At 68.6% G+C, this 26,065-nt stretch carries 20 protein-coding genes and 1 tRNA gene; 13 read left to right on the top strand and 8 right to left on the bottom strand.

The window, feature by feature from the left end:
- The first annotated feature begins 20 nt into the window (after nucleotides 1–20).
- Entirely contained in the window at nucleotides 21–1,415 is a 1,395-nt protein-coding gene (gene cysS / locus ACXR2U_RS01185; RefSeq protein ID WP_458823069.1) for a cysteine--tRNA ligase, read from the top strand.
- 2 nt (nucleotides 1,416–1,417) lie between these two features.
- Nucleotides 1,418–2,413 carry a 23S rRNA (guanosine(2251)-2'-O)-methyltransferase RlmB gene (rlmB, locus tag ACXR2U_RS01180; protein WP_458823068.1) on the top strand — a complete coding sequence of 332 codons (996 nt, stop codon included), beginning with the start codon at nucleotides 1,418–1,420 and terminating at the stop codon, nucleotides 2,411–2,413.
- Here the strand turns inward: rlmB and ACXR2U_RS01175 are convergent.
- On the bottom strand, nucleotides 2,395–3,717 hold the full coding sequence (locus ACXR2U_RS01175) for an ATP-dependent 6-phosphofructokinase (protein ID WP_458823067.1): 1,323 nt from the start codon (nucleotides 3,715–3,717) through the stop codon (nucleotides 2,395–2,397). The two genes, rlmB and ACXR2U_RS01175, sit on opposite strands and share 19 nt — an antisense overlap.
- Nucleotides 3,718–3,830: 113 nt before the next feature.
- Here ACXR2U_RS01175 and ACXR2U_RS01170 point away from each other — a divergent pair, with 113 nt between their 5' ends.
- On the top strand, nucleotides 3,831–6,839 hold the full coding sequence (locus tag ACXR2U_RS01170; protein ID WP_458823066.1) for a glycine--tRNA ligase: 3,009 nt from the start codon (nucleotides 3,831–3,833) through the stop codon (nucleotides 6,837–6,839).
- 72 nt (nucleotides 6,840–6,911) lie between these two features.
- Here the strand turns inward: ACXR2U_RS01170 and ACXR2U_RS01165 are convergent, their stop codons facing one another.
- The 4 genes from ACXR2U_RS01165 to ACXR2U_RS01150 form a co-directional block, all read right to left on the bottom strand.
- Nucleotides 6,912–7,556 (bottom strand): NADPH-dependent F420 reductase, encoded by a 645-nt coding sequence (locus ACXR2U_RS01165; protein ID WP_458823065.1) that lies wholly within the window; start codon nucleotides 7,554–7,556, stop codon nucleotides 6,912–6,914.
- Nucleotides 7,557–7,685: 129 nt separating this feature from the next.
- Entirely contained in the window at nucleotides 7,686–8,807 is a 1,122-nt protein-coding gene (locus ACXR2U_RS01160) for an ABC transporter ATP-binding protein (protein WP_458823064.1), read from the bottom strand.
- A gap of 238 nt (nucleotides 8,808–9,045) precedes the next feature.
- Nucleotides 9,046–9,585, bottom strand: coding sequence for a GNAT family N-acetyltransferase (locus ACXR2U_RS01155; RefSeq protein WP_458823063.1), 540 nt, complete (start codon nucleotides 9,583–9,585; stop codon nucleotides 9,046–9,048).
- A complete protein-coding gene (locus ACXR2U_RS01150) occupies nucleotides 9,582–10,355 on the bottom strand; it encodes a lysophospholipid acyltransferase family protein (protein WP_458823062.1) in 774 nt (257 codons plus the stop codon). The genes ACXR2U_RS01155 and ACXR2U_RS01150 overlap by 4 nt, the downstream gene beginning before the upstream one ends.
- 101 nt (nucleotides 10,356–10,456) lie before the next feature.
- Between ACXR2U_RS01150 and ACXR2U_RS01145 the strand changes: the two genes are divergently transcribed.
- From ACXR2U_RS01145 to ACXR2U_RS01130, 4 genes are all read left to right on the top strand, one after another.
- Nucleotides 10,457–11,329, top strand: coding sequence for a formate/nitrite transporter family protein (locus ACXR2U_RS01145; protein ID WP_458823061.1), 873 nt, complete (start codon nucleotides 10,457–10,459; stop codon nucleotides 11,327–11,329).
- A 134-nt stretch (nucleotides 11,330–11,463) separates the two neighbouring features.
- A complete protein-coding gene (locus tag ACXR2U_RS01140) occupies nucleotides 11,464–11,889 on the top strand; it encodes a hypothetical protein (RefSeq protein WP_458823060.1) in 426 nt (141 codons plus the stop codon).
- Nucleotides 11,890–11,924: 35 nt separating this feature from the next.
- A tRNA-Thr gene (locus ACXR2U_RS01135) sits at nucleotides 11,925–12,000 on the top strand.
- Between the two features lie 585 nt (nucleotides 12,001–12,585).
- Entirely contained in the window at nucleotides 12,586–16,269 is a 3,684-nt protein-coding gene (locus tag ACXR2U_RS01130; protein ID WP_458823059.1) for an NACHT domain-containing protein, read from the top strand.
- A gap of 1,408 nt (nucleotides 16,270–17,677) precedes the next feature.
- On the opposite strand, the gene ACXR2U_RS01125 is transcribed toward ACXR2U_RS01130, so the two are convergent.
- From ACXR2U_RS01125 to ACXR2U_RS01115, 3 genes are all read right to left on the bottom strand, one after another.
- Nucleotides 17,678–18,946, bottom strand: coding sequence for a tyrosine-type recombinase/integrase (locus ACXR2U_RS01125; protein WP_458823058.1), 1,269 nt, complete (start codon nucleotides 18,944–18,946; stop codon nucleotides 17,678–17,680).
- 40 nt (nucleotides 18,947–18,986) lie between these two features.
- Complete coding sequence (locus ACXR2U_RS01120) at nucleotides 18,987–19,256, bottom strand: helix-turn-helix domain-containing protein (protein WP_458823057.1); 270 nt, start codon at nucleotides 19,254–19,256, stop codon at nucleotides 18,987–18,989.
- A gap of 364 nt (nucleotides 19,257–19,620) precedes the next feature.
- Entirely contained in the window at nucleotides 19,621–20,250 is a 630-nt protein-coding gene (locus ACXR2U_RS01115) for a hypothetical protein (protein WP_458823056.1), read from the bottom strand.
- 36 nt (nucleotides 20,251–20,286) lie between these two features.
- Here ACXR2U_RS01115 and ACXR2U_RS01110 point away from each other — a divergent pair, with 36 nt between their 5' ends.
- The 6 genes from ACXR2U_RS01110 to ACXR2U_RS01085 are packed head-to-tail and all read left to right on the top strand — an operon-like array spanning nucleotide 20,287 to nucleotide 26,052.
- Nucleotides 20,287–21,180: a hypothetical protein gene (locus tag ACXR2U_RS01110; protein ID WP_458823055.1), complete on the top strand. Its 894-nt coding sequence runs from the start codon at nucleotides 20,287–20,289 to the stop codon at nucleotides 21,178–21,180.
- Nucleotides 21,181–21,195: 15 nt separating this feature from the next.
- Nucleotides 21,196–21,885, top strand: a complete 690-nt coding sequence (locus tag ACXR2U_RS01105; RefSeq protein ID WP_458823054.1) for an SAF domain-containing protein — start codon at nucleotides 21,196–21,198, stop codon at nucleotides 21,883–21,885.
- The gene (locus ACXR2U_RS01100) at nucleotides 21,882–22,787 is read left to right on the top strand and encodes a hypothetical protein (RefSeq protein ID WP_458823053.1); all 906 of its coding nucleotides are present in this window, start codon (nucleotides 21,882–21,884) and stop codon (nucleotides 22,785–22,787) included. The genes ACXR2U_RS01105 and ACXR2U_RS01100 overlap by 4 nt, the downstream gene beginning before the upstream one ends.
- Complete coding sequence (locus ACXR2U_RS01095; RefSeq protein ID WP_458823052.1) at nucleotides 22,784–24,175, top strand: CpaF family protein; 1,392 nt, start codon at nucleotides 22,784–22,786, stop codon at nucleotides 24,173–24,175. Before ACXR2U_RS01100 ends, ACXR2U_RS01095 begins: the two co-directional genes overlap by 4 nt.
- A gap of 24 nt (nucleotides 24,176–24,199) precedes the next feature.
- Nucleotides 24,200–25,156, top strand: coding sequence for a type II secretion system F family protein (locus ACXR2U_RS01090; RefSeq protein WP_458823051.1), 957 nt, complete (start codon nucleotides 24,200–24,202; stop codon nucleotides 25,154–25,156).
- The gene (locus ACXR2U_RS01085) at nucleotides 25,153–26,052 is read left to right on the top strand and encodes a type II secretion system protein (RefSeq protein WP_458823050.1); all 900 of its coding nucleotides are present in this window, start codon (nucleotides 25,153–25,155) and stop codon (nucleotides 26,050–26,052) included. The genes ACXR2U_RS01090 and ACXR2U_RS01085 overlap by 4 nt, the downstream gene beginning before the upstream one ends.
- Nucleotides 26,053–26,065: the final 13 nt, after the last annotated feature.

Raw genomic sequence — 26,065 nt, 5'->3', positions numbered from 1 at the left:
CCAGTCACTACGCTGGGTGGGTGACCCTGCGCCTCCACGACACCGCCACGCGGGCGGTCCGTGACTTCGTACCCCTCCACGAAGGCAAGGCGTCCATCTACCTCTGTGGCCTCACGGTCCAGGGTCCGCCGCACATCGGCCACCTGCGCAGCTCGGTCGCCTTCGACATCCTGCGCCGCTGGCTCGTCCACCGCGGCTACGACGTCACGTTCATCCGCAACCTCACCGACATCGACGACAAGATCATCCGCAAGGCCCGCGACGCCGGCGTCGAGTGGTGGGAGTGGGCCGCGCACAACGAGCGCGCGGTGTCGGCGGCGTACGACGTCCTCGGCTGCCTGCCCGCGAGCTACGAACCCCGGGCGACGGCGCACGTCCCCGAGATGATCACGCTCATGCAGAAGCTCATCGACACCGGGCACGCCTACGCCAACGGTGCCGACGTCTTCTTCGACGTCCGGTCGCTGCCCGACTACGGCGCGCTGTCCGGCCTCAAGCTCGACGAGGTGCAGCAGGGCGAGGACGTCGTCGCCGAGGACCGCAAGCGCGACCCCCGCGACTTCGCGATGTGGAAGGCCGCGAAGGAGGGCGAGCCGTCCTGGCCGACCCCGTGGGGCAACGGCCGGCCCGGGTGGCACCTCGAGTGCTCCGCCATGGCCGGCAAGTACCTCGGCAGCGCCTTCGACATCCACGGCGGCGGCCGCGACCTCGTGTTCCCCCACCACGAGAACGAGCGCGCCCAGAGCAACGCCGCGGGCGACGCGTTCGCCCAGTACTGGCTGCACAACGGGTGGGTCACCATGGCCGGCGAGAAGATGAGCAAGTCGCTGGGCAACAGCCTGCTCGTCAGCGAGGTCGTCAAGGACTACCGCCCGGTCGAGCTGCGCTACTACCTCGGCGCGGCGCACTACCGCAGCGACATGGAGTTCTCGTCGACGTCGCTCGACGAAGCCGCTGCGAGCTTCCGGGGGATCGAACGCTTCCTCGCCCGGGTCCAGCGCCACGGCGACTTCGGCTGGTACGGCGTCCCGCCCGAGGGGTTCGCCGCGGCGATGGACGACGACCTCAACGTGTCCGGTGCGCTCGCCGCCATCCACGACGCCGTGCGCGCGGGCAACGTTGCACTCGACAACGACGACCTCGCTCGGGCTCGCGACCGGTACGCCGAGGTCATGGCGGGTCTGTCGATCCTCGGGCTCGACCCGAAGACCTTCGAGGAACACACGGGTGGGGAGTCGCTGACCGGAACCGTCGATGCCTTGGTCCGCCTCGTGCTCGACCAGCGGACGCAGGCGCGCTCGCGCAAGGACTACGCGGCGGCCGACGGCATCCGTGACGCTCTCAAGGCGGCCGGTGTCCAGATCGAGGACACGCCGCAGGGTCCCCAGTGGACCATCGACACCGGAAAGGCCTGATCGTGGCGGGTAACTCGCAGCGGCGCGGAGCCGTACGCGGCAGCAAGAAGGGCTCGACCACGGGCACCGGCGGCAAGAACCGCGCCAGTCTGTCCGGACGTGGTCCCACGCCCAAGGCCGAGGACCGCCCGTACCACCCGGCCGCCCGGCGCGCCCGCGCCGCCGACAAGGCCGCGGGGAAGACGACCGGCCGCGGCGGCAACCAGGGCCGCGGGTCTGGGCGCAACTCCGCGGCCAACGCCGAACTGCTGGTCGGGCGCAACCCCGTCCTCGAGGCGCTGCGCGCGAACGTGCCGGCCACCGCGCTCTACGTCATCAAGGGCGGCGAGCCCGACGAGCGCATCACCGAGTCGCTGAAGATCGCGGGCGACCGGCTGCTGCCGCTGCTCGAGGTCGGCAAGGGCCAGCTCGACCGGCTCACCGACGGACTGTTGCACCAGGGCATCGCCCTGCAGGTGCCGCCGTACCGCTACACCGAACTGCCCGACCTGTTGGCCCGCGCCCAGGACACCCCGGGCGCGCCACTGCTGGTCGCGCTCGACGGCGTCACCGACCCCCGCAACCTCGGTGCGGTCATCCGCTCGGCCGCGGCCTTCGGTGGCGACGGCGTGATCATCACCGAACGGCGGGCCGCCGGGGTCACCGCGGCCGCGTGGCGCACCAGCGCCGGTGCCGCGGCCCGGTTGCCGGTCAGCCAGGTCACCAACCTGTCCCGCAGCATCGACACCATCAAGAAGGCCGGCATCTTCGTCGTCGGCCTCGCGGCCGGCGGCGACACCGACCTCGACGCGCTCGAGCTCGCCACCGACCCGCTGTGCGTCGTGGTCGGCAGCGAGGGTGACGGCCTGTCGCGCCTGGTCGCGGAGAAGTGCGACCTGCTGCTGTCGATCCCGATGGCCGGGCCGACCGAGTCGCTCAACGCGAGCGTCGCCGCTGCCGTCACGCTCGCCGAGGTCGCCCGGCTACGTCGCCTGCAGGCTCAGGACGCCAACGGCTGACCGGTCGTCTCCAGCACCGACATCCACAGGTCACCGTGCGGGTCGACGGTGTTGCGGCTGCCGGTGGCGAGCGCGATCGGCAGGTGCACGAAGCGTCCGTGCCAGCGGCCGACGACCATCGACGTGAACCCGGCCATCGCGGCGTGCACGGCGGCCTGGGCCAGTCGGAGGCAGTAGACGGCGTCGTAGGCGTTCGCCGGCACCGACCGGATCGCGTACCCCGGGTCGACGTAGCGCAACGTCAGCGGTGACCCGGCCCGCGCGAACTCCGCGGTGATCCGTTCCCGCAGCAACGATCCGATGTCGTGCAGCTTGGAGTTGCCGGAGGCGTCGGTCTGGCCGTCGGCCTCGAACAGTTCCTGCCCCACGCCCTCGGCCACGACGACCACGGCGTGCCCCCGCGCCTCGACCCGCTCCCGCAGCGTCACGACGAACGCGTCGGGGTCCAGCCGCACCTCCGGCACGAGGACGAAGTCGACGTCGGTGTTCGTCAGCGTCGCGTAGCAGGCGATGAACCCCGAGTGACGGCCCATGAGCTTCACCAGCCCGACCCCGCCCGAGGTCGACGACGCCTCGACGTGCGCCGCGCGGATCGACTCGGCGGCGCGGGCGAAGGCCGTCTGGAAGCCGAAGCTGTGGTCGATCCACGGGATGTCGTTGTCGATGGTCTTCGGGATGCCGACCACCGCGATGTCGAGCCCCCGCCGCAGCGCCTCCTGCGCGATGGTCGCCCCACCCCGCAGCGACCCGTCGCCGCCGATGACGAACAGCATGTCCACGCCCTGCGCGACGAGCGTGTCGACCATCGCGGCCGGGTCCTGCATGCCGCGCGACGTCCCGAGCACCGTCCCGCCGCGGTGGTGGATGTCGCGGACGTCGGCCGGGGTGAGCTCGACGGGCTTGGAGCCATCCGTCAGGCCCTGGTACCCGCCCCGGAAGCCGATGATCCGCCGCGCCCCGTAGCCCTCGGTCAGCTGCAGGACCAGGCCGCGGATCACGTTGTTGAGCCCGGGGCACAGTCCCCCGCAGGTCACGATCGCGGCCGTCACCTCGTGCGGCTCGAAGTACAGCTTGTGCCGCGGACCGCCCGGGTTGAAGGCGGGCAGGTCGTCGGTGGCGACGTCGCGCCGCTTGGCCATGCCCAGGGTGTCGTCCAACAGCACCCGGTCGGTCTCGGTGACGTAGTGGATCGACTCGCGCCGGCTGCCGATCAACTCGCGCAGGGGCGTGTCGACCGTGCGCTCGCCCAGCCGCGTGATGGCGAGGTCGTCGGGCGTCAGCGCCAGGACGTCGGACGTGTTCACCCGGCCAGCCTGTCCCCGTCCGTGTTACGGCCGTGTGGCGGCACGGCGCAGAACGGGCACGACGCGGCCGATACCCTGGGACCTACCCACCACCCGGCGACCAGATGACGAGAATGCTCACTCTCCAAGACGTCCTGCAGAAGCTCAACGAGTTCTGGACCGCGCGCGGCGCCCTCATGGTGCAGCCGTTCAACACCGAGGTCGGTGCCGGTACCGCGAACCCCGCGACGACGCTGCGGGTGCTCGGTCCGGAGCCGTGGCGGGTGGCCTACGTCGAGCCCAGCGTCCGCCCGGACGACAGCCGCTACGGCGAGAACCCGAACCGGCTGCAGACCCACACCCAGTTCCAGGTCATCCTCAAGCCCGACCCGGGCAACCCGCAGGAGCTCTACCTCGAGTCGCTGCAGGCCATCGGCATCGACCTGCACGCGCACGACATCCGGTTCGTCGAGGACAACTGGGCGTCGCCCGCGCTCGGCGCCTGGGGGCTGGGGTGGGAGGTATGGCTCGACGGCATGGAGATCACCCAGTTCACCTACTTCCAGCAGGCGGGCTCGCTGACCCTCGACCCGGTCAGCGTCGAGATCACCTACGGCATCGAGCGGATCGTCATGGCGCTGCAGGGCGTCACGCACTTCAAGGACATCGAGTACGCGCCGGGCATCAGCTACGGCGAGGCGTTCGGGCAGTCCGAGTACGAGATGAGCCGCTACTACCTCGACGACGCCGACATCGACGTCCAGCGGCAGCTCTACGACCTCCACGTGCGCGAGGCCGAGGAGATGCTCGAGGCGCGGCTGCCGCTGCCCGCGTACTACAACATCCTCAAGTGCTCGCACACGTTCAACGTGCTCGACTCCCGCGGCGTCGTCTCGACGGCCGAGCGCGCCCGGGCGTTCGGGACGATGCGCCGGTTGTCGAAGGCCGTGGCCGAGTTGTGGGTCGCCCGCCGCGAGGAACTGGGCTTCCCGCTGGGGTCGGCGCCGCAACTGCCGGTCCCGACGGCCCGCGAGCTCCCGGCCGCGGGCGATGCACCGGCCACGCTGCTGTTCGAGGTCGGCGTCGAGGAACTGCCCGCCGCCGAGGTCACCCGCGCCCGTGACTGGCTGCAGACCACCCTCACCGAGCGGCTGGGCGGCACCCGGCTGGCGTTCGAGCACCTGCACACGTTCAGCACCCCTCGCCGCATCGTGGCGATCGTGGACGGGCTGGCTCCCAAGGAGGACGACGCCACCGAGACCGTCCGCGGCCCGAAGGTGTCGGCCGCGTTCGACGCCGAGGGCAACCCGACCCGGGCGGCCAGCGGCTTCGCGGCCAAGCAGGGCGTCGACCCGTCGGCGCTCGACCGGATCGTTGTCGACGGCAACGAACACGTCGCGATCGTCCGTGAGCGGCTTGGCCGTTCGGCCGCCGAGGTGCTCTCGCCGTTGCTGGCCCAGGTGGTCCGCGACCTGCGCGCCGACCGCAACATGCGCTGGAACGACCCGGAGCTCTCCTACGCCCGCGCCATCCGCTGGCTCACGGTGCTGCTCGGCGACGTCGAGATCCCCGTGACGGTGTCCTCGCTCGACTCCGGCCGCACCACCCGTGTGCACCGACTCGCCGCTGAGCCGGTGGTCGAGGTGCCCTCGGCCGACGCCTACCGCGGCCTGCTCGAGCAGCACGACATCGTGCTCGAGGCCGACGACCGTCGGGTCGCGGTGTTGGCCGGCGGCCGGGAACTCGCGGCGACCGTCGGCGGGCGCATCGACGAGTCCCTCGACGGTGCGGTCGTGGACGAGATCGTCAACCTGGTCGAGCAGCCCGTCCCGGTGCTCGGCCACTTCGACGAGCAGTACCTCCCGCTGCCGCCGGAGATCCTCATCAGCGTCATGCGCAAGCACCAGCGCTACCTGCCGGTCCGCTCGGCCGAGGGCACGTTGCTGCCGTACTTCGTCACGTTCGCCAACGGCGCGTGCGATGTCGCGACCGTTGCAGCAGGCAACGAAGCTGTGGTGCGGGCGCGCTTCGCCGACGCCTCGTTCTTCTGGGCGGCCGACCGCAAGGTCGCACCGCTGGAGCACAAGGTCGGCTTGTCGAAGTTGGCGTTCGAGAACACGCTCGGCTCGATGGCCGACCGCTCGGCGCGCATCGCCGCCAACGCCGGCGCGATCGTCGCCGCGGCGTCGGTCGACAGCGCCGACGCCGCCACCGTCGGCCGCGCGGCCGAACTCGCGAAGTTCGACCTCGCCACGCAGATGGTCGTCGAGATGACCTCGCTCGCCGGCACCATGGCGGGCTACTACGCGCGTGACGCCGGCGAACCCGACGCCGTGGCCAGCGCGTTGGAGGAGATGGAACACCCGCGTTCATCGGATGATTCTCTCGCGACGACCGTGCCGGGTGCCGTACTGGCCGTCGCCGACCGCGCCGACCTGCTGGCCGGGCTGTTCGCGGTGGGGGCCAACCCGACCGGGTCGTCGGACCCCTTCGCGTTGCGCCGCGCGGCCCTCGGGCTCGTCGCCACGCTGCGGGCGTTCCCCGAACTCGCCGACGTCTCGGTGCCCGCCGCCCTCGACATCGCGGCGGGCACGATCCGCGAGCAGGGTGTCACCGTCGCGGACGACACCCTCGCTGCTGCCCGGCAGTTCGTCGCTCGCCGCTTCGAGCAGTCACTGCTCGACGAGGGTCACGAGGTCGACCTCGTGGGCGCGATCCTGCCGCTGGCCGACGAACCCGGCCGCGCGGTCGCCGCCCTCACCGAGCTCGAGAAGCTGGCCGGCGGCGCGGAGCTCGACTCCCTGGTCGAGGCGGTGCAGCGGATCCGTCGTCTGGTGAAGGGCACCGTCGCGCCGAACGTCCTCGACCGCACGCCGCTCACCCGGCCGTCGGAGCAGGAGCTGGTCCGCGCCTACGAGGCCGCTGCGGCCGAACTCGGCCGCGACACCTCGATCACGCGCCTGGTCGAGGTCAGCCCGCCGCTCGCCGCGGCGGTGCAGGGCATGGTCGACGACGTGCAGGTCATGGACCCCGATCCGGCGGTCCGCGACGCCCGCGTCGGTGCGTTGTCGGCCGTCGCCGCGCTGGCCGCCCGCACCGGTGTCGACTGGGACGCGCTCTCCCGCGCCACCAAGCGCGCCTGAGCGGCCCGGGTCCTCAGATCCTGCGAGATCCGGCCGCGTGACGCCGGACCTCGCAGGATCGGGAGAGAACCGTCAGATGGACGCGAAGGCGTTCGGCTTCGCCTCGTCGAGCTTGGCCTGCAGGGCCGCGGCGTCGCCGTCGAAGCCGTAGGCCGGCTGGTCACGGTCGAACGTCGCCCCGGCGGCGAGCGGGCCGGCGTCGACGACGTCGAACCCCCACGAGCCGATCAGCTCGGCGACCTCGGCCTTGGCGCCCGCGTCGTCGCCCGCGATCGGGATGGCCCGCGGACCGGACGTCCCGGCGCCGCCGGCGGCGAGGTGCGCGGCCTGGATCTGGTTGAACGCCTTGACGACCTTCGACGTCGGCAGGTGCTCCTGCAACGTGCCACTGACGGTCTGCGTACCGCCGTCGATGTCCGCGAACCGGCCGTCGCGCTCGAAGTAGTAGTTGTTGGTGTCGATCACCGTCTTGCCGGCGAGCGGCTCGATCGGCACCTGCGGCACGGCCTTGAACGGGATCGTCACCACGACGATGTCACCGGCCCGGGCGGCCTCCTCGGCCGTCGCGGCCCGCGCGGAGGAACCGAGTTCCGCGACGAGGTCCCCGAGCGTGTCCGGCCCGCGGGAGTTCGAGAGCACGACCTGGTGCCCGCTGCGGATGGCGTTCCTGGCGACGGCGGTACCGATGTGGCCCGCGCCGATGAGTCCGATGATCATGCGGACTCCAACATCCGGGGACGAACAGTCGTCGCCGCGTGTTCGCTCCCGGAGAACGCCGTGGCCGTTCCCGAACACGGAACGGGGCGGCCACCCGCAGGTGACCGCCCCGTCCGGGACGTCAGGACGTCAGAGCGACGCGGCCCCGCCGAGACGCTCGCCCGTGTCCGGGTTGAACGCGTGCTCGGCGTTGTGGTCGACCTCGAGGGTCAGCGTCTCGCCGATGCGCGGGGTGTTGAGGCCCTGCACCCGGACGACGAACTGCTTGTCGGTCAGCGGGTCGTCGCCCTGCAGCGAGCCGTAGACGTAGGCGTCGGCGCCGAGTTCCTCGACGAGCGTCGTCTCCATCGTGATGCCGCCCTTGGCGAGGCTGCCGTTGGTGACGGGCTTCATCGCCTCGGGCCGGATGCCCAGGGTGATCTTCGAGAGGTTGGCCTTCTTGGCCGCCTCGAGGATCGCGGGCGCCAGCGGGATGTCGGCGCCACCGAAGCGGGCACCGTCGTTGGTGACGTCGGCCGTGCGCAGGTTCATGGCCGGCGAGCCAATGAAGCCTGCGACGAAGGCGTTGCCCGGGCGGTCGTAGAGGTTCCGCGGGGTGTCGACCTGCTGCAGGATGCCGTCCTTGAGCAGCGCGACGCGGTGACCCATCGTCATGGCCTCGACCTGGTCGTGGGTGACGTAGATCGTCGTCGTGCCGAGGCGTGCCTGCAGCGCGGCGATGTTGGCGCGGGTCTCGACGCGCAGCTTGGCGTCGAGGTTCGACAGCGGCTCGTCCATGAGGAACACGGAGGGCTCACGCACGATCGCGCGGCCCATGGCGACGCGCTGGCGCTGGCCACCGGACAGGGCCTTCGGCTTGCGCTCGAGGAACTTCTCGAGGTCCAGCAGCTTCGCCGCCTCGCGGACCTTGCGGTCGCGCTCCTCCTTGCTGACACCCTTGAGCTTGAGGGCGAAACCCATGTTCTCGCCGACGCTCATGTGCGGGTACAGCGCGTAGTTCTGGAACACCATCGCGATGTCGCGGTCCTTCGGCGGCTTCTGCGACACGTCGGTGTCACCGATGTAGATGGCGCCCTGGTCGACGTCCTCGAGGCCCGCGAGCATGCGCAGGGCGGTGGACTTGCCGGAGCCGGACGGCCCGACGAGGACCATGAACTCGCCGTCGGGGATGTCCAGGTTGAGCTTGTTGACGGCCGGGACCGGGTTACCCGGGTAGAGGCGCGTGGCCTCCTTGTACTGCACGCTCGCCATGGTGGTTCCTCTCCAGTTGTGACCGCACCGGGTACGGGCCGGCGGGCCACCGGTGGCGTACCGGCGGTGCCGACCTCACGGATTTCCGGCCGACCGTCGGGATCCCTGCGGGAACGAGCAGAGCGACGGGCGACCGGCGTCGCGGTCGTGTACCGCTCATCACACACGTTTCGGGACTGTTGCGTCAAGGGTCCGGGTGGCCGCCGCGCCGGACCTACAGCGCTTCCAGTGCCGGTTCTCAGGTAGTCGGGACCCAGAACCGCAGCTTGCGACCACGCTGGTCCTCCAGCACCCCGCCCGCGTTCTCGATGACGCGGCGGGAGGCGACGTTGGTGTCGTCGCAGGTGATCAACGCGCTGTCGATGCCCAGGTCACGCGCGATCGGCAGCGCCGCGTGCAGCATCGCGGTGGCGTGCCCCTGCCGCCGGCGCGACGCCCGCACGTCGTAGCCGATGTGCCCGCCGAACTCGCGTAGCCAGTCGGTCAGCCGGTGCCGGATCGCGATCCGGCCGATGTAGCCCTGCTCGTCGACCCACCAGCGGGTCGTGCACGGCACCCGGCCCTCCGGACGTGGCGAGTCCTCCTCGCTGTCGCCCACCAACCACGTCACGTGCCGGGCGAAGGTCGCCGCGTCGGACGCGACACCCGCCCGCAACTCGTCGCCGACGTTGGAGTTGTCGTCGGACGCGCCACGACCCTCGGCGCGGAACTCCTCCTGCGCGGCGCGGAAGCTCGTGAAGTACTCCGTGCTCGGCACGACGAGGCGCGCCGCGCTCACGACGGGGTCCGGCGGGGCAGGTGCGGGCGTCGTCGCGGGCGCTTGGTCCCGGGGACGCGCACGGGGACGAAGAACTCCTCCGGCGGTTCCTCCCCGCGCACCGCGGCGACCTGGTCGCGGACGGCCGTCATCACGACGTCGGTGATCTCCCGCAGCGTCTCCGCCGTCGGTTCGACGTCGCGGTACCGCGACAGGTCGAGCGGCTCGCCCGCCTGCGCCGCGAGCGGCTTGCGCGGGAACGGACGGACGACCTTGTTCGGCAGGTCGAAACTGGCCGTCGCGCCCCACTGACCGACCGGGACGATCGGCACGTCCGGGCGCAGGAGCGCGAGCCTTGCCACGCCGGTGCGGCCCTGCATCGGCCACTTCGTCGGGTCGCGGGTGACGGTGCCCTCGGGGTAGATGACGACGCACTCGCCCCGGTCGAGGGCTTCGGCGGCGTCCCGCAGCGAGTCGGCCGCGTCGGCGGTGCCGCGGTAGACCGGGATCTGCCGGGCCTGACGGAAGATCGTGCCGAGCAGCGGGACGGTGAACGCGTCGGACTTGATCATGAACCGCGGGATCCGGCCCGACTCCCACACCAGCCGCGCCATGACGATCGTGTCGATGAAGCTCAGGTGGTTGATGGCGACGACGACGCCCCGCGGCGGCGCCGGCACGCGGTCGAGGTGACGGAAGCTGATGCGGAACAGCAGGCTGTCGAGCGGGTAGAGGACGGCCACGCACAGCCGGACCCAGAACCCCGCCTTCGGCCGGTGCAGACGCGTCATCTGCTGCCGTCCTCCTCTCGTAGGTGTTAGCTGTGCGCCCGTGACGGGCACGAGACATCCTGCCGGGTGCTGTCCGAGCCCCGGCCGTGGGAGGTCGTCCGTTGAGCGTCAACACCCCGGCCGAAGTAGCCGAACTCGCCGTCGCGTCAGGTTCGGCGAAGGCCCATCTGGCGGTTCCGAAGATGTTCGTCGGCGGGATCCTCGCCGGCGCCTACATCGCGTTCGGCTCGCTGCTCGCGATCGACGTCACCGCCGGCATGCCGAAGGAGTGGGGCGGGCTCATCACCCTGTTCTACGGCCTGGTGTTCTCGCTCGGCCTGATCCTCGTCATCATCGGCGGCGCCGAACTGCTCACGGGCAACATGGCGCTGGTCCCGCTCGCGGCGTTCCGTGGCCTCGTCGCGTGGGGCCGCCTGGCACTGAACTTCGTCGTGGTCGCGGCCGGGAACCTGGTCGGATCCCTGCTGGTGGCCTACGTGTTCGCCGTCAAGACCGGGGTGATCGGCACGGCCGACTCACCAGCGGGGACGTCGGCGCTGAACAACTTCACGCGGTTGGCCGCGGTGGCCAAGACCAAGGTCGTCACCGAGGACCACCTCGAGATCTTCCTGCGCGCGATCGCCTGCAACTGGCTGGTGTGTCTCGCCGTGTGGCTGGCGCTCGCGGCCACCACGGTCAGCGGCAAGATCCTCGCCATCGTCTTCCCGATCACCGCGTTCGTCGCCATCGGCTTCGACCACGTCGTCGCGAACATGTTCTTCCTGCCGGCGGCACTGTTCGTGCACGCACCGGAGGTCACGCTGGCCAACACCGTCGCCAACCTGATCTTCGCGTTCCTCGGCAACCTCGTCGGCGCCGTCGTGTTCGTCGCGAGTGCGTACTGGTACCTGTACCTCTACGGCAAGCCCGAGCCCGCGAAGGACGGCGCTCCGGCGGCGTCCCGCGCCACCGAGACCAAGGTGGTCAAGCGCTGACGGCGGTGGCCGGGCCACACGCCTGACCACACGAAAGGGCCGTACGGCAAGGGGTTCTCCCGTTCTGTGGAGAACCGACCGGCCTGTGGACAACCAACGCGGGGCACGCACGATCCGCGGCACGATCGTGCGCCATGAGCCTCCTCGAGACCGGTCCGCACGTCCACCTGGCGTCCGACGCCACCCTGACCGAACTGTGGTCGGAGCTGATGGGTGACGGCGGGTTCGGCGTCCGCACGCTGTGGTTGCTGTTCGTGGACCGCGAGCAGTGGACGCTGCCCGTCATCGCCCCGGGCGAGGACGTCCCGCTCCGACCCGACCGTCGCCATCTCGACGGCCTGTTCGGGCTGATCCAGAGCCTGCGCCGCAACGACACCGTGCACGGGTTCGCCGCTCTGCTCTCGCGGCCCGGATCGGCCAGCGTCTCCCTCGACGACCGCGCGTGGGCGGCCGCCCTCACCAGCACGGCGAGGGACCGCCGCGTGCCGATGTGGCCGGTCCACCTCGCCACCCATGGGCAGGTCCGCCTCCTGGCCGCGGACGACCTCATCGGCGCGTGACCCGCACACCCGGTGTGACACCCTGGACGCGCACCGCCGACGTGGCGCAACTGGTAGCGCACCCGACTTGTAATCGGGCGGTTAGGGGTTCAAGTCCCCTCGTCGGCTCCACCTGTAGGCCAGCAAAACCCCGCGTAAGCGTTTCCGCTGAGTCTCAGATGGTGAGACGCAGTGCCGAGTGGTCTCAGTTGTGGTCTCAGTTATCCAAACGTGACCATCGTCGGGCCGACATGGGGGTCGAGTTCTCCTGGGCTCGATGGGGGGCGTAGGAGGTCGTTTCCGTCAACACGTCGCGAGCCGCCTGGCCGGGGCGCGACACCCCCCTTGCGCTGACGCTGTCGCGCGGCACGGACTTCTTGTGGCGATCGCACGAGTCCCCGTCTCACGGCGTGTCGAGCAGTAGCTCGATCAAGCCCAAGGCTCGCTGGGGCCCCAACGAGTCGCGCACCGTCGTCGGGGTGGTTCAGCAGGACGTATAACGCCGAATAGGGCGAAGCACTCGACGACTGAAACTGCGGCCCAACCGACGCATAACTGCAGCCCCCCGTCGAGGGCAAGGGCTAGGGGGTCCGTTCCCCCCACAATGCGGTAGCCCCCAGCGACAGGGTTCAGGGGTGTCGGTTAACGTCCATGCCTGAACCCAGGCGTGGGTCGGATTGGGTCTCGAGAGAACGTGACGTTCAGTGAGGAGACGCCGTGGCAGCCGGTCGGCCCCGGATAGTGGTGCCGGGCCGGGACGACGTTAGCCAGCAGCCAGGCAACAGCTGGAAGTACCTCTATGAGCGGCTGTCGGAGAAGAGGTTTCAGCAGCTCTGCGGAGCGCTCCTCGCCGTCTCCTTCCCCGACGTCAGTTGCTTCCCCGTCGGGCACTCCGACGGGGGTCGCGATGCGCGCCGCAAGAGCGCATCTGACTCGATGATCTATCAGGTCAAATGGACCAGCAAACGGGTCCAGAGCCCGAGCGGATGGCTGAGCAAAGCGATCGACGACGAGCACGACAACATCGAACGGCTGGTCGCGGATGGCGCCACCAAGTACGTCTTGATGACCAACGTCGCCGGGACCGCTCAGCGACGCAGCGGGTCCATCGACAAGCTCGATCAAGCCCTACTCCACTACTCGTCGGAGTTCGGCATAGACATGGACTGCTGGTGGCAGTCCGACCTCGATGCCAGAGTCGACGCGGCTCCAACGGAGATCAAGTGGGCATACCAGGAGATGCTTGCCGGCGTAGACGCAGTCAGGTATGTAATCGAGTCCGACGAACGTGCAGCGTCCGACCAAGACCTGAAATTGATTCTGCGGAACGTTATTGCAACCCAATGGCGAGAGGACGCAAAGGTCAAGTTCAAGCAGGTCGACATGCAGTCATACGACCTGAGCTCCCTGTTCGTTGATGTTCACGCCGAGCGCAGCCCCGATGAAAACAAGGTGACCACTCACGGTCGTGAGATCATCCGGCCGCGCGCGCGGCTAGCCAGCGGGCAAGGCGCAGCCGATTACCTTCTCTACACCTCCTATCCGTTCACGCTCGTCCTTGGGGAACCAGGCCAAGGCAAGTCGACACTCGGCCAGTACATCTGCCAGGTTCATCGCGCCGCTTACCTGGGCGATGATGACCTGAACGGTGCGTCCCGGCCTGCGATGGAACCGCGCGTGCCCCGGATGCCCCTTCGGGTGGATCTTCGAGACTACGGCACGTGGCTCGATGGCCGCCCCCCGTTCGACGAGTCCGAATCTAGTAGCATTTCCTCACGCAAGATCCGCCGTCGCCTACCCGCCGTCGAGATGTTCTTGTGCGAATTGCTCACCGCCCGCAGCGGCGGGGTGGCGACAAACATCGCGGCCGTCAAGGACATGCTCGACCGGTTTCCAATGGTAATCGTCCTCGACGGGCTGGATGAGATCGCCCAGTTGCCGGTGCGTGCGCAGGCCGTCCGCGAAATCAACGACTTCACCGCCCGCCTCGGCCGCGCGACGGTGCCTCAGCAGGTCGTTGTGACGACACGACCCAACTCTTCCGGGCTCCCGGAACCCAGCCGCGACATCTACGAGCGAGTTGCGCTGTCCAAGTTGACCACGAAGCAACGTACCGACTATCTCCGCAGCTGGGCGCGGGCTCGAGGGCTGTCAAACGTAGATCGGCGGGCGCTGGTCAAGACCTTCAACAAGCGCTCGATCGAGCCGCACATCGGTCAACTCGCTGACAATCCCATGCAGCTGACCATCCTGTTGTACCTGATGAATCGACTCGGAGTATCCGTGCCCGAAAGTCGAACGCAGCTTTACAGCCAATACATGGACGCATTTCTCGCCCGTGAGGCTGAGAAGTCGCAGCTGGTCGCCAAGTACCGGGAGGACCTCGAGGAGGTCACTGCGTTTTTGGGTTGGCATCTGCAGTCTCGCGCGGAGCTCGATGGCGACCGAGCTCGTATGACTGCGAAGGGCGTCAAGAGCTCGATCAACGGCTACCTATTCGCCGTCGACAAACCGACGTCGAACGTTGCGGATCTGTTCACGGCCGTGACTGACAGGGTTTGGGCGCTGAGCAGCAAGATTGAAGGCACCTTCGAGTTCGACGTCCAGTCAGTACGCGAGTACTTCGCTGCGAAGTTCCTTTGGGAGTATGCCGGCGCTGACGACCGTTCCTTCGACCCAGCCAACGTGCTGCGGCAACTCGCCCGACGCCCCTACTGGTTGAACACGACACGCTTCTACGCTGGATTCGCCCGTACCAACGAGATCGCAGACCTCGTTGAAACAATTGAGGAAGAACTGTCCGGGTCTCCTCGCCCGGCACAGGCACGCGTCACGGCATGGACGCTGCTAACCGACGGGGTATTCCGCGGACGGGCACGGTCCGAAGCGCGCGCCGGGACACTGTTCAGCGACGATCTCGGCGTGATCCTCGTCGGCGTCGCGCTGCACCAGAATTCGGTCACCAACACCCGACCCAACCCGACAGCCGCGAACGCGCTCGTAACGGCGATCCTCGCCAACGTAGCGGCAGACCCGACACACAAGCTGAACCAAGCACGGCTCACCTTCACCCGTGCAGTAACCGACGACCATGCCGTATTCGATGAATGGTGGCAACCTCGCCTGACAGGCGCGGCAGACACCGAAGAGGAAGGAATATGGCTCAGCCTCGGTGTTCCGCACCGGGCAGCCGGTCGATTAGCAGAACCGATACGCCGCTCACTCGCGCTCACGACTCCGCGAGCGTGCCGGTCCGCCTTAGAAGCCGACCTGCCTGTCACCCCCAACACGGCGCAGGAAGCGAGCCTCCTCCGCGCCGTGCTTGACGGTGACTGCAGCGACGCCCTCACGACGGCCAGCGGCTTCCCCAACGACGTACTCCGCGTCTGCGCTCCGGCACGGTTTCTAGTATCCGGCGGAGAACGATCAGGCGTTTACCGAGCTGACGTTGGACACCCGGACCGGCCCGACTCGCAAGGCCAGATCTTCACGGTTCTGCGGCGACTCAGGAGCCGAGATGCGCGATACGAGAATGTCCAGAAAGCAATGACATTCGGCCGCGGTCAGCGTGGTACTACGTCGAGGTGGGGTGACACAGCACGCGAGATTGCGGCCATCCACGGCCCATGTCTACTCGCCGCAGAGATCGCCGTGATCGGTGCCGCCACCCCCGACACGATCTACCGCACCGGCGGCACGCTCACCGGCGCACGCACCCCGCTCGGTCCGGACGCCAACTACGGTCGGCTGCTGCAAGACATCCGCGCTGAACGTTCGAACTCCTCCTGGTGGGGCCAGACCCATGACCAATATGACGACCAGTTATCACGAGCAACGTGGGCGTTAGCGCTGACCGCGGTTGCACGAGCTGAGGTTATTGGCGACCACGTCGACCGTCTCGCCGACACGATCGACGACCTCGATCCGGCGAGGCAAGCAGCTCTGCTGAATGCGTCGAGTCGGATCGGCGTGTCAAGCGTGGGGCGGCCATTGCCGGCCGAGCTAGGCGTGCGGGTCTACGGCCGGTCGGCCCCGGCTGGGTTGATGGTCTTGCACCATGTCGCCAATCCGACCGACCATGCTCAGCTGGGGACCGAGCCGATGACCCCGATCGAAAACATTGGCGCTGCCGGATGGCCGATTCAACACGGGCTGTCAGCGCGGATGTTGGCCGAACCCAATAGCGCGAACCTTGCCGCGCTCAGCGCTGTCGAGTACACGTCGAACGTGCCCCTGCCACACGTACACAATCTGGCCGACGAGCATATCGACATGATTCTTGGTTCTCCGGGGAATTACCCGATCGTGTGGGTACAAGCTGCGGAACATGCGAAGGCCAGGGCGGCGCGTGAACCAACGCTAGAAGAGGTTTCGGCTCAGTCGCAATGGTTCGGCGAGTAGGGCTGTGCGACGCCGCTTGCCTCCACGCGTACCCGCCATGCGCGGCGATCGCGGTCGCTGCCAGCCAGGTTCCCAGCTCAGACTCTTGCAGTTCAATCCGGCTCGGACCGCTAGCCCGACGTGCCATCGAACTGGGACATCGAACGTATTGCCTCCGGGGTTAGGGACCAGTCAACGTCGAACGGCATGACGGTGAACAAGCGGCTCACGTCGCTCATGCTCACCGGGACTGCGATGAGCGGGGGAACGTCCCCCTTCGAGAGCGGGTGGATACGGGACAAGCCCACGGAGGCCACCGCTTGGTCCAGACGATTGTTGTGGTCAGGCCCGGACTCGTACGTACGGCCAACGACCAACAGAGCCATCGCTCCCACCGCGATCGACTCCGACGCGGCAACGGGCCCGGTCTGGACGCTCAGGCCGGCTGGACGACTTCGGTTGTCCAGCGCGATGCGGGCGTCTCCATGGAGGGCGAGGAGATGCGATGTGATGGGCGGGTCGACAGGATCTACCAACTTCGAAATTCGAGCCGCGTACACGCGTACGCCGCGAGGAGTTCCGACCGACTTCGCATCAAATCGCTCAAGCAGTCGCTGCCGGCTTCTATCTGGTCCGAGCACACCAGAGCCGCGCTCGAGGCCGAGAAGTAGCGTCACCCAGATGGCCCAGTCAGCGAGGTCACTCAGTGACTTTGCCGTTACCGGCTCTCCCCGCTCGATGAGCTGCAGCATTTCTGGGCGCGCATGAAGGGCGCTGGTGGCTTGATTGTGAGGTTCGCAGAGGGTGGTCCAGAAATCTGCGAGGTCAGGGCGGTTCGGGTCTACACCAAACCGTTTCCAAAGCGCCTGGGGAATGATGTGCTCACGAGTGGGAGTTTCCGTCGTCCCGCACAACAGGCACGAACCTTGCCCCGGGTTGGGCGTTACCTTGTGTTCACTTCCATCGCCCATTCACGCAGTTATACACGCAATCTTCCACGGCCGCCAACGAATCACTTGAAGTGTGCTGGAACCGACCGCGCTGCTCGAACATTTGTGTTGAATGTCGGTCCTTGCTCCGCCCTCTGAAACGATCGCCCCCGAGGAACAAATCCGTCCACTCGCACTTCTCAGGTGATAGCGGGCGCACGTTAATGTGCCCCCGACCCGTCCGAGGTGCAGTCGCGCTGAGGTCGGTCTCACGACAGACGCCAGCATAGTTGGGCACAGACCAGACGTTCTGCCGGCGAGCGCAGCGGACGGGGAGCCGTACAGAACGAGGCGTCGGCGCGCGTTCACGTGAACGCGGCCAGCGATCAGATCGAGGCGTTGGCGTGCGCCTGGCCGGCGCACTCCAGTACCCACCTCAACGTCCTGTCCGTGCGTCGGGCTTACGCGCGCTAGCGTTCCCTGCCTCCATCATCGGTCGGTCATCCCGGGCGGGAGCTGTTGTCGCCCCAGAGCAATGAGTCCATCCGGGCGGCGGCTTCCCGCTTGAGCTCGGGGACGACGTGCTGATAGCGCTGGGTCATGGAGAGCTGGCTCCAGCCCATCATGTCCATGACCGTGCGCGAGTCGACGCCCTGGACGAGCAGGTAGGTCGCAGCCGAGTGGCGGGCGTCGTGAAGTCGCGCCGGCCGAACCCCGCAGCTGGCGAGCAGACGCTTCCAGTCCTTCGAGTGCGCGTCGGGGTCGAGGGGGTAGCCGGTGTCGTTGGTGAAGACGAGACCGAAGGGCTCCCAGTCTTTACCCGCAGCGAGCTGTCGCTCGGCCTGCTGCGCCTTGTGTGAGCGGAGAACCCCGATGAGCGTCTGCGGCATGGTCACCGTGCGTCGTCCGGCGCGGCTCTTGGGGGTGTCGAAGACGATGCCGCCGCCGTGCTTCTCCGGGCAACGCACAGCGTGCAGGGTGCAGCCGCGCTTGCAGCTTGGACGGTGATGGCTCTTGGTGCACACCACCGGATCGGAGCAGCCGTGCCGCCACGGCAACCGCCCCATCGACCGCCTGACGGTGATCGTGCCCTGCTCGAGGTCGACGTCCACCCAGTGCAACGCGAGCACTTCGCCGCGGCGCAGGCCGAGACACAGGGCCAGGGTCCACGCGGCTCCGTTGACCTCGTGGGAGGCGGCCTCCAGGACGGTCCTGGCCTCGTCGGTGGTGAGTGGCTCGATCTCCTCGTTGGTGGGCCGCGGCGTCGACGCACGGGTCACGGGGTTGCGGCCGATCATGCCCCGTCCGACGGCCTCGTTGAGGGCGGCGTTCAGGGTGCGCTTGACGTGCTGCACCGTGCCGGCCGACGAACCGGCGCGTGTCATCGCGGCGAACATGGTCTCGATGTGTTCGGTCTGCAGCCGGTCGATGCGGTGCCCGCCGAGGTGGGGGATGAGGTGCGCTCGCAGGTCGCTCTCGTAGGACGCGTAGCTCTTCGGCTTGATCCGTGGGCGCGCGATGGTGTCAAGCCAACGGCGGAGCCAGGTCTCCAGGGTGGGGGCGCGACCGGCCTCGGTCTTGGTCCCCGCTTCGCGATGCTTTTCCAGCTCGCGGACCTTGGTGGCGACCTCGGCCTTCGTCTTGCCGCGGAGATGACGGCGATCGACCCGGCCGTCGGATCGGACCCCCATGGTCACCCGGCCGTGCCAGCCACCGTCCCCGTCCTTGTAGATCGAGGACCGCCCGTTGGGCTGACGTGGGCTCGGCACAGGGGCAGTCTGAGCCCGCCTCCTGACCGGAGCCGGTCGGTCACGCGGCGTGGTCGTCGCCACCGTCGAGGGAGGCGACGAACGAGGACAACGCGGCCCGGGGCACCCGGCGGCTGCGTCCGATCCGGACCGACCGCACCTGCCCTGCGTTCAGTAGCTGGTACATCGTGGTCCGGCAGACGCCGAGTTGGTCGGCGGCCTGCTCGACGGTGAGAAGGAGCCGCTCGACGCCGACGCTGTGCTCGAGACCTGCCCCGTGTGGCGCCGGTCGGAGGTCCATCTCGGGACGCGGGTCGATGCGCTGAGTCATGGCTGGTGTCGCCTCCGTACGGGAGTGGTCGTCTCTACCGGAAGGGCGCACCGTCTGCGAGAGTGCTGACACCACGCCGGTCGGCCTCCGGGACTGTGGCCAGCAATCTGCTTCACGCTGAACACAAGTGCCGTCGAGCGTGGCCGCATGTTTGGCACGCTCAACCCCGTTGGCGCTTTGGGCACTAGATGGGCTGGAAAGACGAAGTTTCCGTTCGCAGCACTCTGCAACGGACCCTGTCTCGTGACGCCGCAACGGACCAGCGTGCCGGGCAAGTTCCCGAATGTGGGGGTTCATCCCTTGACTCCCGGTCGAACGCGCGGGACCTTGAACCACACAGCCGCTGTCGTCACGAAACGGGCCGTCATTCACGCACTGGAGGGCACGTGTCGAAGCGGTCCCGCCGGTTCTGCATGCCGGCAGCCACATTCACGTTGGTGGCAATGTCGACCCTGTCGGCTTGTGGTGGCAGCGGAGTCAAGGTCGAAAGCTCACCACCGCCGAGCAGCACTTCGTCGCCAACGTCGAGCACGGCAGTGACGTCGACCGCGCCGACCCCGACGGACACGTCTACGAGCTCCACCGGTTTCGGCGACGCCCAGCCGGCCGTCGACGTCTTCGTGAGCCTGTCCGAGGCGTACAACGCCGCGCTCCGTAGCCCCACGACTGTCTCGGCTGACACCTTCACCCAGCTGGTCGCAGGGCAGGCCAAGGAAGTCTTCGTGCAGTCGCTGGCAGACGAGAAGGCACAGGGAAGGGCATTCCGGGGTAGTCCGCCCGTCGACAGGCTGATCATGATGTCGAGCGACCTCACGGCGTCCGTTCCGTCCGTAACGCTCGAAGACTGCGTGCTCGACTCCACCTCGGACCCGTGGACCGAGTACGTGGTGGCGACGGGGACGGCGGTCCCGCCGTCGACACCCGCGACGGTGCCGCCGCCGTACGCCGCGACGATCAAGATCTTCAAGCCGACCACCGCGGGGTGGGTCGTCACCTCGTTCACCCTTGATGCCACCAAGACGTGCTCGCGATGAGCCGGACGCCGGTGTACGCCGCCGCGCTGGCCACCGTCCTGATGGCCGTCTCGCTCGGCGCCGTCGTGACGGTGCTGGCCGCGCCGGCCGCGGCCTGCGACATCAGGACGGACCCGAACTGCGTCGGCGTCGGCACCGGCGGACCGGGCGGCGGCGGGACTACGCCTCCGCCTGGCGACGGGGGAGGGGGCGGTGGTGGAGGCGGCACGACCGATCCCTGCGCCAAATACCCCGCTGGCTACTACGAATACTGCACCACCCTCAAAGGGCGCGGGTGCCTTTCGCTGTACGACCAGTACTACGGCAGCATGCCGCTCGACCAGTTCAACGTCTTTGCCGCGGCGAACGGCTGCCCGGCTGTCGCCGCGGGTGCCAACCCGCCGCCGACGCCCGCCGAACTCGCCGTCCGGGCCGCTGCCACGTTCCGACTGCCCGACCCCTCCGGTCACCGTTCGCCGTCGGAAGGTGGCCAGCTCGGCGGCTACGCGTTCACGTACATCAATCTCTGGACCTACTACTGGACCGATGCGTCGACGTGGACTCCATTGACGGCCACGGCCGAAGCCGGCGGCAACTTCGCCACCGTCACTGCCCGGCCCGTGTCGTTGACCTTCGACCCGGGTGACGGGTCGCCACCGACGGATTGCCCTGGTCCGGGCCGGCCCTGGACCGAGTCCGACGGCCCTTCCGCACCCACGGCCGGCGGCTGCGGCTTCCAGTACGGCCGGGTCACGGGCCCCGGCTACGACCACCCGGTGACGTCGACGCAGACGATCACGTGGCAGCTGACCTGGACCGGGTCGAACAACACCAACGGTGTGCTGACGCAGAAGACGACCTCCACCGCGGGGCCCCTGAACGTGTTGCAGGTCCAGACGGTCAACCGTTAGCAGGAGGCAGGCGCCATGACGTCGACAACCGACGCACGGGCATCTCGGAACGGCCGCGCCACGACCGAGCCCCTGGTCCGCGCCGGCGCCCCCTTGCCGGTGCGGGAGCGGCGACCGGCCTATATCGCGCTCGCCGTGGTGCTGATCGTCGGCCTGGCCGCCGTCGGCGCCTACTTCTACACCCAGGCCGGCCGGAAGACCCCCGTGGTCGAGGTCGTGAATCACATCGCGGCAGGGCACCCCATCACCCGATCCGACCTGACGACCGTCGACGTCGCCGGAGCGGTGACTGCCATCGGCGGGGACAGCTTGGAGTCCCTCGTCGGTCAGCGGGCGGCCGTCGAGCTGCTGGCGCACACGCTGCTGCAACGGGCCATGGTCACGGATGCGCCGACGCTCAACGAGGCGCAGGCCCAGGTCGGGGTGCAGGTCAAGCCGGGTCAGATCCCCGCCGATGGACTCAGTGCCGGCGACGCCGTCGAGGTGCTCCAGCTTCCGGCTCAGGCGGGTGCATCCTCGGGCGGGACCACATCAGCTGTGTCCGCGGTAGTCATCGTCGACGACGCCACGGTCTACGCGACCGCCCCCGACCCGTCCCAGTCCGGCGGCACGTTGCTCACGCTGGTGGTGCCACGGTCCGACGTCGCGGCCATCGCCACGGCGAGCAACGCCTCGCTGATCGCCTTGGTGCGGGTCGGCTCGTGATCGTCAGCGTCTGTGCGGACAAGGGATCGCCCGGTGTGTCGTGGACATCGACCGCGCTGACCATGGTGTGGCCGGGCGATCGTGTCCTGCTCGAGGCCGACTGCTCCGGTGGCGACGCCGCGCTACGGCTTCGAACCCCGGAACGCCAGCTCCTGGCCCGACAACCCACTCTGCGCGGACTGAGTGTCGACGCGCGCTCCGGCGAACTGTCGTCTTTGGCCGCCTACACCCATCAGACGAGCCTCGGCGTGCCGGTCATACCGGCCACGGACATGCGTACCGAAGACTTCGCGCTCATCGCGCGACAGTGGCCCGCGGTCGCCTCAGCTGCCCACGCGTGGCCCGGAACCGTGATCGCGGACCTCGGCCGACTGCAGGAGGACACCGCGTCGGGGCCTGTCGCTGCGGCATCGACGGTCGTCCTGCTCATCGGCCGAGCCGACTCCGAGAGTCTCTACCACTTGCGCGAACGGGCGAGGACTTTGACGGCACGTCTCGGTCAGGGGATGCACAGACAATCGCCGTTGGCCGTCGCAGTCGTCTGTCCGACTCGCGAGCACAAGGCGCGGGTCGCAGACATCCGAGCCCACCTCGCGTCTGACGCCGCCACGTCCCTGGTGCCTGTGGCCGGGTGGATCGCCGACGATCCCGGCACGATCGCGCTGCTGCGTCAGGGAGTCGTCACGAAGAAGGTGGCCGGCAGTGACCTGCTCAGGTCCGTGAGCAGCGTCGTCGAGGCGTTGCTGTCCTGGTGGCCACAGCTCTGCGGTGTGCAGCTCGAGCCCAGGTCGCCGGAGGCGGTACTGCCGCACCCGTCGATCGACGCCTCGAACGTGAGGCATGCCCCATCCGTCCCACCGCCGCCCGGAACGCCGTCCATGACGACCGGAGGTTGGTCATGAGTGATCTGCTGGATTACCAGTTGGTGCGAGAGCTGCAGGGCAAGGTCGCTGACCTGCAGCTGGACGACCGTCGCCGTCAGCAGCTCCGCGGCCTGCCGATCCGTCCCGCCGGTGACGAGCAGCAGCAGGCGCGGAGCTTCATCCGGGCAGTCGTCTCGCGGCACATGCAGGACATGGTGCGCGACGGGCAGGAACTGCCTGCGGACACGGCGTACGACACCCGTTTGCGGGCCGCGATCTTCAGCGCGATCTACGGTGCCGGCGAACTGCAGGAGCTCTTGGACGACGACCTGGTCGAGAACATCAACATCAACGGCTGCGACGAGACCTGGGTGACCTACGCGGGGGGTGCCAAGGAGCGGTGGCGGCCGGTGGCGGCCAGCGACGAGGACCTCGTCAGCATCGTGCAGAACCTCGGCTCGTACGCCGGGATGAACGCCCGCCCGTTCTCCCCGACGACTCCGGAGCTCGACGTTCGACTGCAGGACGGCTCACGGCTGTCGGCCGTGATGTCGGCGAGCGACGCGCCGTCGATCAGCATCCGCCGCAATCGGTACCCACAGATGTTCCTGCGCCCCGACATCGCCGAGCGGTCCACCAAGTCCGGCTCAGAACGGTTGCCCGACCTCGTCAGCCTGGGCACGGTCACCGCGGAGAGCGCGGACTTCCTCTACGCCGCGATCCGCAGCCGCTGCAACATCGTCGTGGGTGGTGCTACCGACGCCGGAAAGACCACTCTGCTGCGGGCACTGATCAACTGCATCGACCCCCTCGAACGGCTCGTCATCATCGAGAAGGCCTTGGAGCTCGGCATCAAGCGCCACCATGAGCTCCACGCCGACGTCGTCGAGCTTGAGGAGGTCCTGCCCGATGCGGAGGGACGCTTCGCGGGCCTCGACATCGCCATGCTGGTCCGCCGTTCACGACGGATGGACCCGTCCCGCGTCATCGTCGGTGAGGTGCTCGGGCCCGAGGTCGTCGAGATGTTGTCGGCCATGGCCCAGGGCAATGACGGGTCGCTGTCCACCATCCACGCCCGTGACGCCGGTGAGGTCTTCAACCGGATCGCGACCTACGCCGTGCAGAACGCGATGCCGTCGTTCGAGGTGGCGCACAGTCTCATGGCCGGGGCGATCGACTTCGTGGTCTTCGTGGAGAAGAACCCGAAGATGGGGATGCGACGCACCGTCACCGAGATCATCGAGGTCGGCGGGATGATGGAGGGCCGGGTCGCGCAGTCGACGATCTTCGCGCCGTCACCCGCCGATGGGCGAGCGGTGCGCTCGCACGAGATCCCGATCATGCGTCTCGAACGCCTGGCGCGAGCGAGCGAGTTTGCCGACGGACTGCCCGCGTGGTCGGCGTCCACCGGCCAGGGGGCGTGGTGACCCGTGCCTGATCTCGATCTCCTTATGGCCGCACTCGTCGCCGGTGGGTTCGGCGGCGCAGGGTTGTTGCTCGTCGTCGGCATCCGAGGAACCGTCGTCGACCCGACGCGCCCCCGAGGCCGGCTCGCCGAACTCATCGCTCGCCCGCGCTCACCGCTGTTCGTCTTGCGTATGACCGGTGGTGCGAGTCTGGCGGTCGTCGTCGAGGTGGTGACGCGGTGGCCCGTCGCCGCCCTGGGGCTCGGCGGCCTGGTCGCGTTCTGGCCGGCGCTGATGGGTGGCTCGCGCGACGAGCAGCAGCAGATCGTCCGCCTCGAAGCGGTGGTGACCTGGTGCGAGGCGTTGCGCGACACGACGACCGGTCATGCAGGCCTGGAGCAGGCGATACCGGCGACGGCGGCGAACGCTGCTCCGGCGATCCGGCCAGCGCTCCTGCGTCTCACCGGGCAGCTCCGCAGCAAGGTGCCGTTGGAGCAGGGCCTGCAGGATCTCGCCGAGCAGTTGAACCACTCGGCGGATCTCATCATCGCCGCCCTGCAGATGAACGTCCGCACGAGAGGCGACGGACTGGTCGGCGTGCTCACGAACCTCGCTCTTGCCGGGCGCGAGGAGCTTGACCTGCGTCGCAAGATCACCGCCGGTCGCGCCGGTGACCGCCGGGCCGTCCAGCTGATGCTGCTGATCGTCCTGGCCGTCGCCACCTTCCTGGTCTTGTTCAGTGACGCCTACACCGCGCCTTACCGGACGGTGGCCGGGCAGATCGCGCTCGCCGTGGTGATGGCCTTGTTCGCGACGTCGTTCCTCTGGATCCGCAAGCTCGCGATGGCCAAGCCTGCGACACCGTTCCTGCCCGTTGCTGGGCACATCGTCGATCCCATGGAGGCCCGGATCATCGCGGCACTGACCGGTACCGACGAGAACTCGGACACGCGCACGACCAAGCGGAGCCGGCTCGGCAACCGGAAGGTGACGCTCTCATGATCGGCATGGCCGTGGTCGGCGCTGCGATCGGCAGCGTCCTGCTCTTCCTGGTGGTCCTCGTGTTCCCGCCGAAGCGACGCGCGATCGTCGAGCTGGGCCGCTTCTACGCGCACTACCGAGGTCCGGAGTCCGCTGTTGTGCGATCCAGCCCCGCCACCGGAGGCCCGGGTCGGATCGGGACCCGCGTCGTCGCCGAGCTGTCCAAGCGGGGTGTCAACTACGGCGGTCTGCGGTCCGACTTCGCCCTGACCGGCCAAAGCCTGGATGCCCTCATGGGTCGCAAGGTGATCGGCGCCGTCGCGGGCTTCCTCGGCGGGTTGACGGTGCTGTCGGCACTGCGTTATGCCGGCGGGATCGGGCTGCCGACGTTCGCGCCGCTCGCCGTGGCGGTCGTCGTCGCAGTCGCACTCTTCATCGCCCCGGACATCGACGTCCGCAAGACAGCCACGAAGCGGCGTCGTGAGTTCACCGAGCAACTCTCGGTCTACCTGGATCTGGTGTCGCTCAAGATGGCCGGCCACGCCGCTGCGGCAGCTGCCCTACCCGAGGCCGCACAACGCGGCGGTGGTTGGCCCATGATGCTGATCCGCGACACGTTGTTCCGCGCCCGGCTGTGCGGACAGGACGAGTGGACCGCGCTCGCCGACCTCGGTCAGCGCATCGGGGTGGCCGACCTGCGCGAACTCGGTGCGCTCATCAAGCTCGTGTCCGACGACGGAGCGCAAGTGCGCAGCACCTTGACCGCGCGAGCGGCCTCGATGCGGCGGGCACATCTCGCCGACGAAGAGGGCAACGCCGAGGAACGCAACCAATCCATGCGCCTCGCCCAGATGCTGATCGCCCTGGGCTTCATGGTGTTCGTCGGCTACCCCGCGTTCGTGAACATCCAGTTCTGACTGCTGCCCGACC

It is taken from the genome of Jatrophihabitans sp. YIM 134969 (genome assembly GCF_054456675.1).
Note: the sequence above shows the minus strand (reverse complement) of the source record. Positions and strands in the feature narration are given on the sequence as shown.

Coding starts and splice junctions, on each gene's coding strand:
- ACXR2U_RS01160 (WP_458823064.1), bottom strand. CDS start 8,807: ATGGCGAGCGTGCAGTACAAGGAGGCCACGCGCCTCTACCCGGGTAAC.
- ACXR2U_RS01105 (WP_458823054.1), top strand. CDS start 21,196: ATGACGTCGACAACCGACGCACGGGCATCTCGGAACGGCCGCGCCACG.
- ACXR2U_RS01085 (WP_458823050.1), top strand. CDS start 25,153: ATGATCGGCATGGCCGTGGTCGGCGCTGCGATCGGCAGCGTCCTGCTC.
- ACXR2U_RS01110 (WP_458823055.1), top strand. CDS start 20,287: ATGAGCCGGACGCCGGTGTACGCCGCCGCGCTGGCCACCGTCCTGATG.
- ACXR2U_RS01170 (WP_458823066.1), top strand. CDS start 3,831: ATGCTCACTCTCCAAGACGTCCTGCAGAAGCTCAACGAGTTCTGGACC.
- ACXR2U_RS01095 (WP_458823052.1), top strand. CDS start 22,784: ATGAGTGATCTGCTGGATTACCAGTTGGTGCGAGAGCTGCAGGGCAAG.
- ACXR2U_RS01140 (WP_458823060.1), top strand. CDS start 11,464: ATGAGCCTCCTCGAGACCGGTCCGCACGTCCACCTGGCGTCCGACGCC.
- ACXR2U_RS01150 (WP_458823062.1), bottom strand. CDS start 10,355: ATGACGCGTCTGCACCGGCCGAAGGCGGGGTTCTGGGTCCGGCTGTGC.
- ACXR2U_RS01165 (WP_458823065.1), bottom strand. CDS start 7,556: ATGATCATCGGACTCATCGGCGCGGGCCACATCGGTACCGCCGTCGCC.
- ACXR2U_RS01090 (WP_458823051.1), top strand. CDS start 24,200: ATGGCCGCACTCGTCGCCGGTGGGTTCGGCGGCGCAGGGTTGTTGCTC.
- ACXR2U_RS01120 (WP_458823057.1), bottom strand. CDS start 19,256: ATGACTCAGCGCATCGACCCGCGTCCCGAGATGGACCTCCGACCGGCG.